The organism is Mesorhizobium sp. ArgA1, assembly GCF_053714375.1.
In genome coordinates this window covers 432,963-445,927 of record NZ_JBSKBQ010000004.1, presented here as the reverse complement: position 1 = coordinate 445,927, position 12,965 = coordinate 432,963, and the positions used below count along the sequence as shown (strand labels likewise).

The following is a 12,965-nucleotide window of genomic DNA, read 5'->3' as shown; positions in this document are numbered from 1 at the left end:
AAACCCGCGCCGGAAACCACCTCGCTGCGCCCCTGCCGTCTCTCCAGGCGTCCAAAGCCTAATAACGCAACAGGCCCCTTGTGGGAGAAGGTGGATCGGCGCGCAGCGCCGAGACGGATGAGGGGTGTTCCAGGGAACACAAACCTCTCACTCCGCTGGAACACCCCTCATCCGTCGCCTTCGGCGACACCTTCTCCCACAGGGGGAGAAGGAAGAAGCCGCCCTACTCCGGCACGTGCCTCACCGCACCCTTGTCGGCGCTGGTGGCGAAGGCGGCGTAGGCGCGCAGCGCCGTCGTCACCTTGCGCTTGCGCTTTTCCTCGGGCTTCCAGGCCAAAGCGCCCTTTGCTTCCATTGCGGCGCGGCGCGCTTCGAGCTCGGCGTCACTGACGGCAAGGTGAATGGTGCGGTTGGGGATGTCGATCTCGATCGTGTCGCCTTCCTGCACCAGCCCGATCAGCCCGCCCTCGGCCGCTTCCGGCGAGGCATGGCCGATCGACAGGCCTGACGTGCCGCCGGAGAAGCGGCCGTCGGTGACGAGCGCGCAGGCTTTGCCCAGGCCTTTCGACTTCAGATAGCTCGTGGGGTAGAGCATCTCCTGCATGCCGGGACCGCCGCGCGGTCCTTCATAGCGGATGACGACGACGTCGCCGGCCTTGATCTCGTTGGACAGGATCGCCTTCACCGAAGCGTCCTGGCTTTCGAACACCCGCGCCGGGCCAGTGAACTTCAGGATCGATTCGTCGACGCCGGCGGTCTTCACGATGCAGCCGTCGAGCGCCAGATTGCCCTTTAGCACCGCAAGGCCGCCGTCCTTCGAGAACGGCGTCTCGGCGGAGCGGATGACGCCTTTCTCACGGTCGAGATCGAGCTCGTCCCAGCGGCGATCCTGGCTGAAGGCGACCTGCGTCGGCACGCCGCCGGGAGCGGCGAGGAAGAAGTCGCGGACATTCTGGCTCGTCGTGCGGGAAATATCCCAATGGTCTAGCGCTTCCCCGAGGCTCGCCGTGTGCACCGTCGGCAGGTCGCGGTTGAGCAGCCCTGCATTGTCGAGCTGGCCAAGGATGGCCATGATGCCGCCGGCACGGTGGACATCTTCCATATGCACGTCGGACTTTGCCGGTGCCACCTTGCACAGCACAGGCACCCGCCGCGACAGCCGGTCGATGTCCTCCATGGTGAAGTCGACTTCGCCCTCATGGGCGGCGGCCAGGATGTGCAGCACGGTGTTGGTCGAGCCGCCCATGGCGATGTCGAGCGTCATGGCGTTTTCGAAGGCGCCCTTCGAGGCAATGCTGCGCGGCAGTGCCGTCTCGTCATCCTGCTCGTAGTAGCGCTGGGCAAGATCGACGATGAGATGGCCCGCCTCGACGAACAGCCGCTTGCGGTCGGCGTGGGTGGCCAGCGTCGAGCCGTTGCCGGGCAGCGACAGGCCGAGCGCCTCGGTCAGGCAGTTCATCGAATTGGCCGTGAACATGCCGGAGCACGAACCGCAGGTCGGGCAGGCCGAGCGTTCGATGACCTTGACGTCCTCGTCGGAGATCTTGTCGTCGGCGGCGGCAACCATGGCGTCGACCAGATCGAGCGCCTGCGTCTTGCCGGCCAGCACCACCTTGCCGGCTTCCATCGGCCCGCCGGACACAAAGACGGTCGGGATGTTGAGGCGCAGCGAGGCCATCAGCATGCCGGGCGTGATCTTGTCGCAATTGGAGATGCAGACCATGGCGTCGGCGCAATGCGCATTGACCATGTATTCGACGGAGTCGGCGATCAGCTCGCGCGACGGCAGCGAATAGAGCATGCCGTCATGGCCCATGGCGATGCCGTCGTCGACGGCGATGGTGTTGAATTCCTTGGCGACGCCGCCGGCCTTCTCGATCTCGCGTGCCACCAGTTGGCCAAGGTCCTTGAGATGGACATGGCCGGGCACGAACTGGGTGAAGGAGTTGACCACCGCGATGATCGGCTTCCCGAAATCACTATCCTTCATGCCTGTGGCGCGCCACAAGCCGCGAGCGCCGGCCATGTTGCGGCCATGGGTGGTGGTGCGGGAACGATAGGCGGGCATCAATATTCCTTAGCTGGCTGGCTGCGCCCGGTGCGGAGCGTGGCGGCGCTGAATTTGGATCGCAGGGTTTATAGACCGGCAAGTATGGTCTGGCCACATTTTTGCAATGCGAAAAGATTGCGGACCGGTGTCGGATCGCTCCGCGTACGCGCGTCCTTGGGGCAACGGCAAGGGAATGGCACCATTTCTGGAGTCAGCCGTTTCACTGTAACCGCAACCAAAGACACCCCGAGGAGCACGACATGCAAAAGATCACCACCTGCCTGTGGTTCGACAACCAGGCCGAAGAGGCGATGAATTTCTACATCTCCATCTTCAAGAATTCGAAGGTGCTGAGCGTTTTGCGTTGGCCCGACGGTCACGCCGATGCGGGCAAAGCGCTGGTGACCACGTTCGAACTCGACGGTGTGCAGTTTCAGGCGCTCAACGGCGGACCGCAATTCAAGTTCAACGAGGCGATGTCACAGTCGATCGATTGCAAGACGCAGGAAGAGGTCGATTATTTCTGGGAGAAGCTGATCGAAGGTGGCGGCGAACCGTCGCAATGCAGCTGGCTGAAGGACAAATTCGGTGTGTCGTGGCAGGTCGTGCCGGAGCAGCTGCCGCGCCTGCTTCTGGATCCGGACAGGGCCAAGGCTGGCCGGGTGATGTCGGCAATGATGCAGATGAGCAAGATCGACATCGCCAAGATCGAGGAAGCGGCCGAGGGGTGAGAGGTCCGCGTAGCGGACGAAAAGCCAATTGCTTGGCTTGTCGAGCTTCAAACGTCCTGAGCCGGGAGGGGCCGGGAGGCGATCGATCCTTGAGCGCCGGCGCGGCCCCTCATCCGCCCTTCGGGCACCTTCTCCCCGTGAACGGGGAGAAGGGGAAAACTGCGCTCAAGCCGCCCTATCGCGAACCTGATAGTCCTTGATCGTGGCGAAGCGGATTGCCTTCCAGCGTTCGGCTTCGTAGTTCAGCGAGAAGGCGTGCTGGGCCAGGAACACCGGATCATTGTCGAGGTCGCGGGCGATGTCGCCGCGATGCGCTTCGATGAAGCGAAGCGTCTCGGCCTTGTCGTCGGCCGAAATCCAGCGGCAGACGGAAAAGCGCGACATTTCGAATTCGACCGGCAGCGTGTATTCGAAGTTCAGGCGTTCCTTCAAAACGTCGAGCTGCAGGGCGCCGACCACACCGACGATTGCCGGTGACCCATCTTCCGGCGAAAACAGCTGCACGACGCCTTCCTCGGCCATCTGGTGCAGCGCTTCCTTGAGTTTCTTGGCCTTCATCGCGTCGCCGAGGCGAACACGGCGCAGGATTTCCGGGGCGAAGTTGGGCACGCCACGGAACAGGATTTCCTCGCCCTCGGTCAGCGTGTCGCCGATGCGCAGCGTACCGTGATTGGGGATGCCGACGACGTCGCCGGCAAAGGCCTCGTCGGCGGTGACGCGGGTGCGGGCAAAGAAGAACTGCGGCGCCGATAGGCTCATCGGCTTGCCGGTGCGCACCAGCTTGGCCTTCATGCCGCGCTCGAGCTTGCCCGAACAGACGCGCACGAAAGCGATGCGGTCGCGATGGTTGGGGTCCATGTTGGCCTGGATCTTGAACACGAAGGAGGTCATCTTCTCCTCGGTCGCCTCGACCTTTCTGACATCGGCCTCCTGCGCGCGCGGCGGCGGGCCGAAGGCGCCAAGCGCCTCGATCAGGTCACGCACGCCAAAATTGCGCAGCGCCGAGCCGAAATAGACCGGCGTCAGGTGGCCTTCGCGAAAGGAATCGATATCGAGCGGACGGCAGGCTTCGCGCGCGAGCTCCAGTTCCTCGATGAAGGCTTCGCGCTCGTTTTCCGGCAAAAGGCCGGCGACACGGTTGGAATCGGGACCGTTGACCGGCGTGCGGTCTTTCTCCGCGTCGCCCTTGCGCACGGCGTTCAGCGCCAGGTGATAGGTGCCGGAAAAGGTCTTGCCCCTGCCGATCGGCCAGGTGATGGGGGCTGTGTCCAGCGCCAGCTTCTGCTCGATCTCGTCGAGAATTTCGAAGGGATCGCGGCTTTCGCGGTCCATCTTGTTGACGAAGGTGATGATCGGGATGTCGCGCAGCCGGCAGACCTCGAACAGCTTCAGCGTGCGCGGCTCGATGCCCTTGGCGGCGTCGATGACCATGACAGCGCTGTCGACCGCCGACAGGGTGCGATAAGTGTCGTCGGCGAAATCTTCGTGGCCGGGCGTGTCGAGCAGGTTGAAGACATTGTCCTCATACTCGAAGGTCATCACCGAGGTGACGACCGAAATGCCGCGCTCGCGCTCGATCTTCATCCAGTCGGACCGGGTCTGGATGCGGTCCTTCTTGGCCTTGACCTCGCCGGCAAGCTGGATGGCGCCGCCGAACAGCAGCAGCTTTTCCGTGAGCGTCGTCTTGCCGGCGTCGGGGTGGGCGATGATCGCGAAAGTGCGGCGGCGCGATACCGCCTGTTCGATGTCTTCTGCCAATTTTTGGAATCCTGTCTGTGGCGCGGGCTTCTAGCAGCGCTTTCCCGGCCTGTCGACAGTTTCGGGCGGACGGACCCTGAGCGCACTTGAGCTTGAGCCGCTGCAATGGCATCACGGATGCCAGTTTGAAAAGGATCGGCATGAGCAATCCGAAACAAGTCATCGTCATCGGTGCCGGCATTATCGGCGCGTCCGTTGCCTGGCACCTGACCAAGGCCGGCGCGCAGGTGACGGTGGTTTCCGAGAGCGGCGCAGGTGGCGTCGCGACGCCGAATTCCTTTGCCTGGATCAACGCCAGCTGGGGCAATCCGGAGCCCTATTTCCGGCTGCGCATCCGCGCCATGGCCGAGTGGAAAAGGCTGGCAAACGAGCTGCCCGGTCTGCCTCTCGCCTGGTGCGGCGGGCTCTGCTTTGATCTACCGGCCGACCGGCTCGAAGCCTACGCGGCTGAACACTCGTCATGGGGCTACGGCATCGAACGCGTCGGCCGCGACCGGGCGGCGCAAATCGAGCCCAACCTCGTCGAGCCTCCTGAATTCGCCGTCTATGTCGCCGAAGAGGGCGTGGCCGAACCGGTTGCGGCGGCCAAGGCGCTGCTGGCCGATGCAGAACGGAACGGCGCGAAAATCACGACCGGAGCCGTTACCGCCTTGGTGCATTCCAACGGCAAGGTTTCCGGCGTGGAGATTTCCGGCCAGCGGGTTGCCGCCGACGAGGTGGTGATCGCCGCCGGCACCGGCGCCCCGGCCATCGCCGCCACCGCCGGCATCAAACTGCCGATCGAGACGCCGCCCGGCCTGATCGTCCACTCGCGGCCATACAAAAAGCTGCTCAACGGCCTGGTGCATGCCGAGAGGCTGCATATGCGCCAGACGGCGGAGGGCCGCATCATTGCCGGTTCGGATTTCGCCGGCGGCGATCCCGGCGACAACCCCGACGCCACGGCGCGTGAACTGTTTGCGGTAGCCAAGGCGGCCTTGCGCGGTGGCGACGGGCTGGAGCTTGGTTTCCACACGGTCGGCTACCGGCCGACGCCGATCGACCGCTTTCCGATCATCGGCCGCGCCGAAGGCATGGATGGCCTTTACATCGCGGTCATGCATTCGGGCATCACGCTGGCGCCTGCGGTAGGTCTGTTCGCCGCGCGCGAGATCCTCGATGGTGAACGAGACCCATTGCTGGCGCCGTACGGGCTGGAGCGCTTTGCTAGTAGCTGGGCGGACGCTTGAAGCCGCCACTGAACGGTTCGATCGCCTTGGCGACACCAAGCAGCCGTGCCTCCGACCAGCGCTTGCCGACCAATTGCAGGCCGATGGGCAGGCCGTCGCGGTCCGGTCCACAGGGTATCGTCAGGGCCGGGTGTCCGGAATAGTTGAAGACCGCGCCATAGGCCGGCAGAATCCAGTAGTTTTGCTCTTGGCCATCGACGTCGATGGGGGTGCCGGGTTCGCAATGCGGGAAGGCCGTGGTCATGGCGGCCGGGCACAGCAAGGCATCGCAGGTTTCGAAGAAACTATCCCAGGCGAGGATGGAGCGGTCGCGGCGGGCGAGTGCCTCGAGCCAGCGGGAGACTGGCGTCGGCTGCTCAGGCGGCTCTGGCTGCGCGGCCTCCATCATCATGCCGATCAGCATGCCGCCCTGCTCCAGATCGTCGTGCAGATTGAGCTTCGGCAGTTTTGCCGGCTCGACGGTCGCGCCTGCCGCCCGAAGCTGCCTCGCCAGGGTGTCGACGGCAGCGCTGATGTCTCGGCCCACAGGAAAGCCGGGAAAGGACGGCCCCACAGTGATGCGCAATGTCTTGAGATTGATTTTTGGCATGGTCTCGACCGGCACCGGCGCAAGGTCGGTGTCGGCTCCATCCGGGCCGGCGATGATTGTGTAGATCAACGCCAGATCGTCCACGGACCGCGCCAGCGGACCGAGGCAGGACATCAGCCGCACGGTGCGCGCCGTTCCGCCCGGATCGGGAAAGGCGCCGGCCAGCGACACACGGTGCTCGGTCGGCTTCAGGCCATAGACGCCGCAGAAAGCGGCAGGCAGGCGGATTGATGATTGCATGTCGGTGCCGACATCGAACGGCGTCATCCCGGTCGCAACCGCTGCCGCGGCGCCACCGCTGGAGCCGCCTGATGTGCGCGAGAGATCCCACGGATTGCTGGTGCGGCCGAACAGCGGATTGTCCGACTGCCAGTCGCCCAGCATGGTCGCGACATTGGTCTTGCCGATCAGAATGCCGCCGGCAGTTTTCAATCGGGCAACGACCAGGCTGTCCGCTTTTGCCACATGGTCGGCGAAAGGCGGAAACCCGACGGTGGTCTTCATGCCTGCCGTTTCGTGCATGTCCTTCAAAGTGAAAGGCACGCCATGCAGCGGGCCGAGCGCGTCGCCGCGCGCCTGCGCCGCATCGGCCTTCTTCGCGCGCTCGCGGGCGCCTTCGCGGTCGAGATTAATGACCGCGTTGACTGCCTCGTTGTGCCGGTCGATCTGCGCCAGATGTGCGTCCAGCACTTCGAGGGCGGAGATCTTTCGTGCCGCGATTGCGGCGGCGAGGTCGACGGTCGAGGAGAAGACGGGGTCCATGACGAATGCTCCGGCAGCGACGCCTTCCCCAAATGGCAGGCGCCACTTGAAGTGAGTTCAGCATTCTAGGACAGGGAGCGCTTGATCGGAATTGCGCTGAGCGGTTCGGTTGAGGTTGGTGCGGCCTGAATTATGACCTATCCAACCAGCGCCAGTTTCGCAGTTGCCGGCACGAACGGCCGAATGCTCATTCCGTCACCTTCAATGGTGACAAAACTCGCTGGAGGGATGGCCTGCCAGTCGCCGCCTTCGCGATCGAAGGGCTCCGACACGATGCAGCGGCCGCCATTGCGGACCGAGGTGTAGAGCGTCGGCGCGTGGGCGTCGGTCGCATAGCGCACGGCAAACAGCGCCTCCCCATCCGAAAAGGCTGCGGTGAGTCTCAAGGCGGGTTCCAGACCGGCGCGGCGCGATGCCTCGATGATGCGGGCGGTGGCGCGCGACACGGCCCCTTGCGGGTCACTGGTGAGACCCTCGTCGATCATCAGCAGGAAGAACAGTTCGGAATCGGTGGTGCCTTCGCGCTGGTCGAAGACGGCGTCGGAGAGCGAATTCTCCAGCGCACGGCGGATCTTGTCGAAGCCGCCGATCTGGCCATTGTGCATGAACGACCAGTTGCCGCAGATGAAGGGATGGCAGTTCATGCGGCTGGTGGCGCCGCCGGTCGATGCCCTGACATGGGCGAGGAACAGGCCGGATTTGATCTGCCGGCACAGGCTCTTCAGATTGGGGTCCGACCAGGCCGGCAAGATGTCGCGGTAGAGGCCGGGCTCGGGCCGGTCGCCATACCAGGCGAGACCGAAGCCGTCGCCATTGGTCGGCGACTTGGCTTCCTGGGCGCAATGGCTCTGGGCGATCAGCGAGTGACAGGGCGCGGTGACGATGTCTTCGAGGAAGACCGCTTCACCCAGATAGGCCGCCCATCGGCACATCGCTTTTACCGTCTGTTATGCGCGATCCACGAGAGCCTGGGGCTCCTTGACCGCGTGTGAGCCTCTGTTGTGCGTCCGCTCATAGAGTTCGCGAACGATTCGGCTTGCCGTAGTTTCGAAGAGAAACGGCAAGAAAGCGTGAACAAGCGCTGCACCGGCAGCCATCAAGAGGCGCGAGCAGAACCAGGCGGCAAAGGCCATATGGCTGAAATAGGTCTCGCCCACCTTGGCCGGGTGAGAGGTGAAAAGCTTCGAAAACAGCGTCGTCATGGTGATCCCTCTGCCGGGATAAGCCCCGATATTGAGTATCGTGCCACAGGCAAAAGGTTCATCGGTCTCAATTTGTCCTTGCAAGCATCATAAATTTGGGACATTCATCCCAACATGGCGGCAGAAATCGATGAGATTGACCGGAGACTGCTGGCAGAGCTGCAACGCGACGGCACGCTGTCGGTCGACCAGCTCTCCGAAAGAGTCGCGCTGTCGCGCAACGCCTGCTGGCGCCGTGTCAAGCGGCTGGAGGAGGACGGCGTCATCACCGGACGGGTGGCGCTGGTCGATGCCGACAAGCTCGGGCTCGGGCTTTCGGTGTTCATCCTGATCCGCACCTCCAACCACGATCCAGACTGGCTGCAGAAATTTCGCGCGGCGGTAACCGCCTTTCCCGAGATCACCGGGGTCTACCGGATGTCCGGCGACCTCGACTATGTCGTGCGGGCGCGCGTGGCTGACATGAAAGCCTATGACCGGCTCTACCAGCGGCTGATCGCCAAGGTGGCGCTGTCGGATGTTTCGGCCTCCTTCGTCATGGAAGAGATCAAGGAGACGACGGTTGTGCCAGTCGAGGTGCGGTAGGTCATCGTGACGCCGCAAAGAAAGGCGTTGATAGCGTGGCGGGCGAGTTGACTGAATCGCGGTTCGCGCCGATAGGATCGATTTTATGCGCGCAGCCCTCCACACCTCCTCCGTCATTGGTCCCACTGTCGGCTTTGTCAGGTTGCCGCATGGTGAAGGACTTCCCCTCCCCGCCTATGAAAGCCCCGGCGCCGCCGGCATGGATCTGCGCGCCGCGGTGCCGGATGACCGGCCGCTGCTGATCCTGCCGGGCAAGCGCGCCCTGGTACCGACCGGGCTGATCCTGGAAATTCCCGAAGGGATGGAAGGCCAGGTGCGGCCACGTTCCGGCCTTGCCTTCAAGCACGGGCTGACCGTCCTCAATTCACCAGGCACGGTCGACAGCGACTATCGCGGCGAGGTCAAGGTGCTGCTGGTCAACCTCGGCGACGAGGATTTCGCGGTGACGCGCGGCATGCGCATTGCCCAGATCGTGTTTGCCACGGTGACGCAGGCGACGGTCGAGGAGCGCAGCCTGGCCGGTGCAACGACGCGCGGCTCGGGCGGGTTCGGATCGACCGGCACCGCCTAAATGAGCATACCAAAACTGGTCATCTTCGACTGCGACGGGATCCTCGTCGACACCGAGAACCTCGCCAACCGGCGGCTGGCCGAGTGGTTGAGTGCGGCGGGCTTCGCCACCACCTTCGAATATTGCCGCAAGCATTTCTCCGGCCGCAGCATGGCTTCGGTGCAAAAAGAGATCGAAGCTTCGACCGACGTCCGGCTCGGCGCCGATTTCGTCGATCGCTGGAACGCCGGTCTGCCGGATCTATTCTCGCACGGCGTCGAGGCGATCCCTTACGTCCGCGACTTCATCGAAATGGTGCGCGCGGCCGGCATCGCCTATTGCGTCGCCACGTCGGCGCGCATCTCGAAGATGCACATCACGCTCGGCCAGACCGGCCTGCTGCCGCTGTTCGAGCATGCAATGTTCTCGGCAACCATGGTCAGCCGCGGCAAGCCGTTTCCGGACCTGTTCCTGCATGCGGCAAAAACGATGGGCTTCGCGCCGGCCGACTGCATCGTCATCGAGGACAGCGTCGCCGGGACACAGGCAGGCATTGCTGCCGGCATGCGTGTCTACTCCTATCATGGCGATCCCTTTTCCGACCGCGATGGCCTGGCCGACGCCGGTGGCGTCCTGTTCGACGACATGCGCGAACTTGCCGGATTGGTGCCGATCCACTGATCTGATTTCAGCGCGGTGACCCGGCTGTGCGGTTCCATTGCCCGTGCTAGCGTACCCGCTTCGAGGGGCGCTACTTCATGACTTCCAATTTGCTTCGACTGATCCTTGCTTGCCTGCTGCTGCCATGGTTTTGGGCGGCGGCAAGCGCGCAGGCTGTCAGCTTTCCCGAGCTGGACAGTGCCGTCCCCGGCCATAAGAACGTCACCTATCTCGACCTGGCAAAGCTGGTCATTCCAGACCTGGCGTTGAACGCGGACGGCTTTTTTCACGGCGGCTTGCCGATCGAGATGCGCCACATCGAAGGGCCCGACAGCGGCGGCTCGCCGCCGGAAACATCGAGCCTGTCCAACGCTGCCGTGCTTGCGATCAGGGCCGGCGGCAAGGACCGGCTGGCGATGCTCTACGACCTCGGCGACTCTCCAGATAGCGCCGAAGGCTATGCGGTGCTGGCGCTCTACGACATTGCGGCCAAGCCGGCGCTGCTCGACGCGGTCAATGTCGCCGTCGACCGCGGCACTTACTTTCGCGATCCGGGCAAGCTTTCCGTCGGTGCAGACGATGACGTCCTCATCACCATGAGCACGCATTTCAACTCGAGCCAGGGCTATGTGATCACGCCGATGATCATGGTGCGGGACGACAAATTCGAACTGGTCGACATGATCTATACGTTCGACGAGAACCTCTGCGCCTACAAACGCACGCAGGATGTCGCGTTCCAAACCATCGCTGACGGCCAGCCTTATGCCGCGATCAAGGTGACGGTCACCGATGCCACCGTGCCGAACGGCGAAAGCTGCGACGAGGCAACGCCGCCCTCGGCGTCGCAGACCATTTCCGTCACCTACCACTGGGACGGGAAGACGTCGCGTTACGTCAAGGATTCCGACGCGCTGGACAAATTGGCAGCAGAGAACGCCAAACGCTTCTGAGCCAACCGCATTCGTTTGCCCGGCGCAAATCGGCGCGGTAGAATCCGCCGCACAATTCCACATAAGGGAAGCACCATGGACAAGGGCAAGATCTTTCGCGACTTGCACGCCTCGACCTTCGTCATGCCCAATCCATGGGATGTCGGCACGACCAAGCTTCTGGCGTCCTTCGGCTTCAAGGCGCTGGCGACGACCAGCGCCGGCTTTGCCTTTTCGCGCGGCTTGCCCGACGGAGCGGTGACGTTCGAGGCGATGATCCACCATTGCCGCGAGGTGACGGCGGCAACCAGCCTGCCGGTCTCGGCCGATCTCGAGAAGGGCAAGGGCGACAGCGCGACGAGTGCCGCAGAGACGGTTTTTGCGGCCGAAGCGGCGGGGCTCGCCGGCTGCTCGATCGAGGATCATACGGGCGATCCCGACAAGCCGATCTACGATTTTTCACATGCCGTCGAGCGCGTCGCCGCGGCAGCCGAAGCCGCACGGGCGCTCAAGCACGATTTCGTCTTCACCGCGCGGGCCGAGAATTTTCTGTGGGGGAAGAATGACCTCGACGACACGATCAAGCGGCTGCAGGCCTTCGAGACGGCCGGCGCCGATGTGCTCTATGCGCCGGGCCTCAAAGATATCGAGACGATCCAGAAAGTCTGCTCGGCCGTGAACCGGCCGGTCAACATCATGGCAATGCCTGGCTTCACCATCGCTGATCTCGCCATGGCCGGGGTCAAGCGCATTTCTCTCGGGCCGTGGCTGACCAATTTCGCCTTCGGCATGCTGGAAACAGCGGCGCGCGAGATCCAGCAGGACGGCACGTTCGGCTTTGCCCGCGCCGCCATGCCATTCGGCAAGCTGCAGGCGCTGTTCTCCAAGTCTCCAAACTGAACGGGTCCCGGCGCATGACGCTCACCGTCGTCGACATGCACACCGGCGGCGAGCCGCTGAGGATCGTCACCTCCGGTTATCCTGATATCCCCAAGGGCACGATCCTTGAGAAGCGCGCCTATGTGCGCGACCATCTCGACCATTTGCGCAAGCTGCTGATCTTCGAGCCGCGCGGCCATTACGACATGTATGGCGCGCTGCTGGTGGAGCCCGATTTGCCCGGCGCAGACATCGCCGTGCTGTTCATGCACAATGAGGGCTATTCGACGATGTGCGGCCACGCCATCGTCGCGCTCGGCCGCTATGCCATCGACGAAGGGCTGGTGGCGAAACAGGAGCCAATCACGACCGTCAACATCGAGGCGCCATGCGGCCTGGTCGTCGCTTCGGTGGAGGTCAGGGACGGCAAGGCCGGCGCCGTGTCGTTCGAGAGCGTGCCGGCATTCCTGTTTGCCCGTGACCAACAGATCGAATTGGCGGGATATGGCAGGATTACCTTTGACATTGCCTATGGCGGCGCCTTCTATGCACTGGCCGACTGCCATCAATTCGGCCTGGAGTTCGGCCGCAACCGCGTGCGCGATTTCGTCGACGCGGCAACCGCGCTGACCGAGCGGCTGAAGGCCGAGTTCCCGCTGTCGCATCCCGACCATGCCGATCTCGCTTTCCTTTACGGCACCATCCTGACCGACGGGCGCGATGCGTTTTCCGGCGAGACGACGAAAAATGTCTGCGTCTTTGCCGATGCCGAGGTCGACCGTTCGCCCACCGGCTCCGGCGTCACCGCGCGGCTGGCGGCGATGCGCGCCAAGGGCGAAATCGCCCTGGATCAGACGCGGACATTCGAAAGCATCGCCGGCTCGCGCTTCTCCGGCGCGGTGGCGCGCACGACCAAGGCCGGCCCGCATGATGCGATCATCGCTCGTGTCGGCGGCCGCGCCTATTATTCCGGTCGAGCCGAGCTCACTATCGAACCGGACGACGAATTGGGGCGCGGTTTTCTTCTGCGTTGACAGG

13 protein-coding genes are annotated in these 12,965 nt (G+C 63.6%); 8 read left to right on the top strand and 5 right to left on the bottom strand.

All coding sequences use genetic code 11. The annotated features are described in order from the left end of the window. Window positions 1–223: 223 nt before the first annotated feature. A complete protein-coding gene (ilvD, locus tag ACWGTI_RS14200) occupies window positions 224–2,068 on the bottom strand; it encodes a dihydroxy-acid dehydratase (protein ID WP_454587688.1) in 1,845 nt (614 codons plus the stop codon). Between the two features lie 242 nt (window positions 2,069–2,310). Between ilvD and ACWGTI_RS14195 the strand changes: the two genes are divergently transcribed. Then, the gene (locus ACWGTI_RS14195) at window positions 2,311–2,781 is read left to right on the top strand and encodes a VOC family protein (RefSeq protein ID WP_454587687.1); all 471 of its coding nucleotides are present in this window, start codon (window positions 2,311–2,313) and stop codon (window positions 2,779–2,781) included. Between the two features lie 165 nt (window positions 2,782–2,946). On the opposite strand, the gene ACWGTI_RS14190 is transcribed toward ACWGTI_RS14195, so the two are convergent. Further along, a complete protein-coding gene (locus ACWGTI_RS14190) occupies window positions 2,947–4,539 on the bottom strand; it encodes a peptide chain release factor 3 (RefSeq protein ID WP_454587686.1) in 1,593 nt (530 codons plus the stop codon). A 140-nt stretch (window positions 4,540–4,679) separates the two neighbouring features. Here ACWGTI_RS14190 and ACWGTI_RS14185 point away from each other — a divergent pair, with 140 nt between their 5' ends. Then, window positions 4,680–5,768, top strand: a complete 1,089-nt coding sequence (locus ACWGTI_RS14185; RefSeq protein ID WP_454587685.1) for an NAD(P)/FAD-dependent oxidoreductase — start codon at window positions 4,680–4,682, stop codon at window positions 5,766–5,768. On the opposite strand, the gene ACWGTI_RS14180 is transcribed toward ACWGTI_RS14185, so the two are convergent. From ACWGTI_RS14180 to ACWGTI_RS14170, 3 genes are all read right to left on the bottom strand, one after another. Next, entirely contained in the window at window positions 5,746–7,119 is a 1,374-nt protein-coding gene (locus tag ACWGTI_RS14180; protein WP_454587684.1) for an amidase, read from the bottom strand. The genes ACWGTI_RS14185 and ACWGTI_RS14180 overlap by 23 nt on opposite strands. A gap of 137 nt (window positions 7,120–7,256) precedes the next feature. Next, window positions 7,257–8,051 (bottom strand): class II glutamine amidotransferase, encoded by a 795-nt coding sequence (locus ACWGTI_RS14175; RefSeq protein ID WP_454587683.1) that lies wholly within the window; start codon window positions 8,049–8,051, stop codon window positions 7,257–7,259. A gap of 15 nt (window positions 8,052–8,066) precedes the next feature. Beyond that, entirely contained in the window at window positions 8,067–8,321 is a 255-nt protein-coding gene (locus ACWGTI_RS14170) for a DUF6356 family protein (protein WP_454575795.1), read from the bottom strand. A 114-nt stretch (window positions 8,322–8,435) separates the two neighbouring features. On the opposite strand from ACWGTI_RS14170, the gene ACWGTI_RS14165 reads away from it, so the two are divergent. The 6 genes from ACWGTI_RS14165 (at window position 8,436) to ACWGTI_RS14140 (ending at window position 12,961) form a co-directional block, all read left to right on the top strand. Then, window positions 8,436–8,906 carry an Lrp/AsnC family transcriptional regulator gene (locus ACWGTI_RS14165; protein ID WP_454587682.1) on the top strand — a complete coding sequence of 157 codons (471 nt, stop codon included), beginning with the start codon at window positions 8,436–8,438 and terminating at the stop codon, window positions 8,904–8,906. Window positions 8,907–8,991: 85 nt separating this feature from the next. Next, entirely contained in the window at window positions 8,992–9,477 is a 486-nt protein-coding gene (gene dut / locus ACWGTI_RS14160; protein WP_454587681.1) for a dUTP diphosphatase, read from the top strand. After that, complete coding sequence (locus ACWGTI_RS14155; RefSeq protein WP_454587680.1) at window positions 9,478–10,137, top strand: HAD family hydrolase; 660 nt, start codon at window positions 9,478–9,480, stop codon at window positions 10,135–10,137. 77 nt (window positions 10,138–10,214) lie between these two features. Further along, entirely contained in the window at window positions 10,215–11,069 is an 855-nt protein-coding gene (locus tag ACWGTI_RS14150) for a hypothetical protein (protein ID WP_454587679.1), read from the top strand. A 75-nt stretch (window positions 11,070–11,144) separates the two neighbouring features. Further along, entirely contained in the window at window positions 11,145–11,948 is an 804-nt protein-coding gene (locus tag ACWGTI_RS14145) for an isocitrate lyase/PEP mutase family protein (RefSeq protein WP_454587678.1), read from the top strand. Window positions 11,949–11,962: 14 nt separating this feature from the next. Next, complete coding sequence (locus ACWGTI_RS14140; protein ID WP_454587677.1) at window positions 11,963–12,961, top strand: proline racemase family protein; 999 nt, start codon at window positions 11,963–11,965, stop codon at window positions 12,959–12,961. The last annotated feature ends 4 nt before the right edge of the window (window positions 12,962–12,965 follow it).

Excerpts from the sequence above, each read along its gene's own strand:
- ilvD (WP_454587688.1), bottom strand. The coding sequence starts at position 2,068 with ATGCCCGCCTATCGTTCCCGCACCACCACCCATGGCCGCAACATGGCC.
- ACWGTI_RS14195 (WP_454587687.1), top strand. The coding sequence starts at position 2,311 with ATGCAAAAGATCACCACCTGCCTGTGGTTCGACAACCAGGCCGAAGAG.
- ACWGTI_RS14185 (WP_454587685.1), top strand. The coding sequence starts at position 4,680 with ATGAGCAATCCGAAACAAGTCATCGTCATCGGTGCCGGCATTATCGGC.
- ACWGTI_RS14180 (WP_454587684.1), bottom strand. The coding sequence starts at position 7,119 with ATGGACCCCGTCTTCTCCTCGACCGTCGACCTCGCCGCCGCAATCGCG.
- ACWGTI_RS14175 (WP_454587683.1), bottom strand. The coding sequence starts at position 8,051 with ATGTGCCGATGGGCGGCCTATCTGGGTGAAGCGGTCTTCCTCGAAGAC.
- ACWGTI_RS14170 (WP_454575795.1), bottom strand. The coding sequence starts at position 8,321 with ATGACGACGCTGTTTTCGAAGCTTTTCACCTCTCACCCGGCCAAGGTG.
- ACWGTI_RS14165 (WP_454587682.1), top strand. The coding sequence starts at position 8,436 with ATGGCGGCAGAAATCGATGAGATTGACCGGAGACTGCTGGCAGAGCTG.
- dut (WP_454587681.1), top strand. The coding sequence starts at position 8,992 with ATGCGCGCAGCCCTCCACACCTCCTCCGTCATTGGTCCCACTGTCGGC.
- ACWGTI_RS14155 (WP_454587680.1), top strand. The coding sequence starts at position 9,478 with ATGAGCATACCAAAACTGGTCATCTTCGACTGCGACGGGATCCTCGTC.
- ACWGTI_RS14150 (WP_454587679.1), top strand. The coding sequence starts at position 10,215 with ATGACTTCCAATTTGCTTCGACTGATCCTTGCTTGCCTGCTGCTGCCA.
- ACWGTI_RS14145 (WP_454587678.1), top strand. The coding sequence starts at position 11,145 with ATGGACAAGGGCAAGATCTTTCGCGACTTGCACGCCTCGACCTTCGTC.
- ACWGTI_RS14140 (WP_454587677.1), top strand. The coding sequence starts at position 11,963 with ATGACGCTCACCGTCGTCGACATGCACACCGGCGGCGAGCCGCTGAGG.